Below are 2328 nucleotides of genomic sequence, written 5' to 3' on the forward strand. Positions count from 1 at the left end.
CTTTCGGCGCGGCGGCGGCCTTCGGGGCCGTCGTCTTCGCAGCAGCCTTCGGAGCGGCCTTGGGCGCGGCTTTCGGCGCGGCCTTGGCGGCGGAGGCCTTCGCGGCGGCCGGCTTCACAGCGGCGGCCTTGATCGGAGCAGCGGCCTTGGCGGCCGGCTTGGCGGCGGCTTTCGGAGCGGCTTTCGGAGCGGCCTTCGCAGCAGCCTTGGGCGCGGCCTTCGGCGCCGCCTTGGCGACGGGCGTCTTCACCGCGGCCGGCTTCGGCGCGGCGGCGGTTTTTGCGGGCGCTTTCGCGGCCGCCGGCTTCGCGGCGCTCGACTTTGCCGCCGGTTTCGGCTTGGAAGCGGCGGTCGCCGCCTTCGGCTTGGCGGCGCTCGACTTGGACGGTGCTTTAGCCATGGTTTCCCCGACCCCTCGGTTCAGTTGGTTGATGCTGGCGCAGGAGAGCACGCCAGCGCGTGTCTCGATTCGCAATGATAGCGGTGTTTGAGAAATGTCCGAGTCCGCAGTTCAAATAATCGCGAGGGGTCCGCGAGCGATCGCGGAGGCCGCCGCTGTGTCCCTGGATTCCGACCCGCTGCTGGAGGGCGCCACCTATTCGATCCTCGAGGAAGACGAGGACCGGGGCATATGGCGGATCGACGCCTTTCCCAATGATGAAGATGACGTGCGCGGCATCGAGGCGCGCCTGAAGGCGCACGAGGGTCTGACCGTCATCGTCGAGAAACTGGCCGACGCCGACTGGCTGGCCATGTCCCTGTCCGGCCTGCCGCCGGTGCGCGCCGGCCGCTTCTTCATCTACGGCGCCCACGATCAGGGCGTGGTGCCGAAAAACACCGTCAATCTGAAGATCGACGCCGGCGCCGCCTTCGGCACCGGCCACCACGGCACCACGGTCGGTTGCCTGCTGGCCTTCGACGAGCTGCTGAAGCGCGAGCGGTTCGAGCGGGTGCTGGACGTCGGCTGCGGCACCGGCATCCTCGCCATCGCCGCGGCGAAAACGGGGTCGAAGGTCGCCGTCGGCACGGACATCGACGAGCCCTCGGTCCGGATCGCCAACGAGAACGCAAAACTGAACCTCGCCAACGCCCGCTTCGTCCACGCCTTCGGCCTCAACGACCGCAAGGTGCGGGGGCAGGGGCCCTACGACCTCGTCTTCGCCAACATCCTCGCCCCGCCGCTGGTCAGCCTGTCCCAGGACATCAAGGAGGCCCTGGCCCTCGGCGGCGTCGCCATCCTGTCGGGCCTGCTGCGGACCCAGGAACGCCGCGTCACGGCGGCCTATCTGTCGCGCGGCTTCGTGCTGGAGCGCCGCATCCGCCGCGACGCCTGGAGCGCCCTGGTTCTGAGACGGGTGGGTTAACGGCGGAACGGACGCCAACCGGAGCCGTTGCGGCAGTTCAATGGAGACTTGCCCGTGACCCAGTACGATCCGAACAACCCGAACACTGAAACCGTCGAGGTCATCCGTACGGTCGAGCCCGGCTATACCGAGACCGTCGAGACGGTCGTGGTGCGCGAGTCCAACACCGGCTGGTGGATCGCCGGCATCCTCGGCGCCCTCGTCCTGTTGGCCGTGCTGTGGATCCTGTTCGCCCGCGGCGGCGCGCCCCAGACCGACGAAGCCCTGCTCGACGCCCAGCTCGACGCCGTGGAAGCCCAGGCCCAGGCCGACGCCGCCCTCGTGCAGGGCCAGGTGGCCGGCGCCCAGGCCAGCGTCGACATCGCCCGCGCCGACGCCGCCCGTTCGCAGGCCGAGGCCGCCCGCGCCGCCAGCGAGGCCCGCGCCGCCGAGGCTCGCGCCGTCAGCCCGGTGGTGATCGAACGCGAGGTTCAGGTCCCGGCGCCGAGCGGGACCGCGGTGGTGACGCCGACGACGCCGCAGAACTGACGGGCGCCTCTCCTCCCCGTTCGCGTAGCGAATGGGGAGGGACGGATAGCTTTCCCTTGCTTTCGTCATCCTCCGGCAAGCGGCGCAGCCGCGCAGACCGGGGGACCCAGCGGCGCCGAAGGCGATCTGTTCAGGCAGGCTGCGGTATTCCGCGGAGCTCCCGGCAGTTTCGCGCTCTCGCGCGCCGCTGGGTCCCCCGGTCTCGGCTTCGCCTCGCCGGAGGATGACGAAAGCGGCAATTGTTGCGCTGCAAGTTAATGCGCCGCCGTCCTATTGTTTTCGGCCAACCGACTGTTTCCCCATGACATCGCTTCCGGGTCAGCGTCCTGAGCGCGCCATAGGAAGACCCCGGTCTAGACTCCTCCCATCCCGTCGACGGGGAGGGCGTCGGATCCACGTTCTCGATGACGGCGGGCTGTGGTCGAGCGATGAAGCC

Annotated in this window: 3 protein-coding genes; 2 read left to right on the top strand and 1 reads right to left on the bottom strand. The window is 69.6% G+C overall.

Annotation, left to right across the window (positions count from 1 at the left end; translation table 11 throughout):
- A partial coding sequence (locus V6M45_RS02235) for a hypothetical protein (RefSeq protein WP_332653712.1) occupies positions 1 to 451 on the bottom strand: 451 nt, incomplete at its 3' end.
- A 43-nt stretch (positions 452 to 494) separates the two neighbouring features.
- Here V6M45_RS02235 and V6M45_RS02240 point away from each other — a divergent pair.
- Both V6M45_RS02240 and V6M45_RS02245 read left to right on the top strand, forming a co-directional pair.
- The gene (locus V6M45_RS02240; protein ID WP_332653713.1) at positions 495 to 1364 is read left to right on the top strand and encodes a 50S ribosomal protein L11 methyltransferase; all 870 of its coding nucleotides are present in this window, start codon (positions 495 to 497) and stop codon (positions 1362 to 1364) included.
- Positions 1365 to 1418: 54 nt separating this feature from the next.
- Complete coding sequence (locus V6M45_RS02245) at positions 1419 to 1892, top strand: hypothetical protein (protein ID WP_332653714.1); 474 nt, start codon at positions 1419 to 1421, stop codon at positions 1890 to 1892.
- Positions 1893 to 2328 lie beyond the last annotated feature (436 nt).

This window comes from Brevundimonas sp., assembly GCF_036676055.1.
Lineage (GTDB): Bacteria > Pseudomonadota > Alphaproteobacteria > Caulobacterales > Caulobacteraceae > Brevundimonas.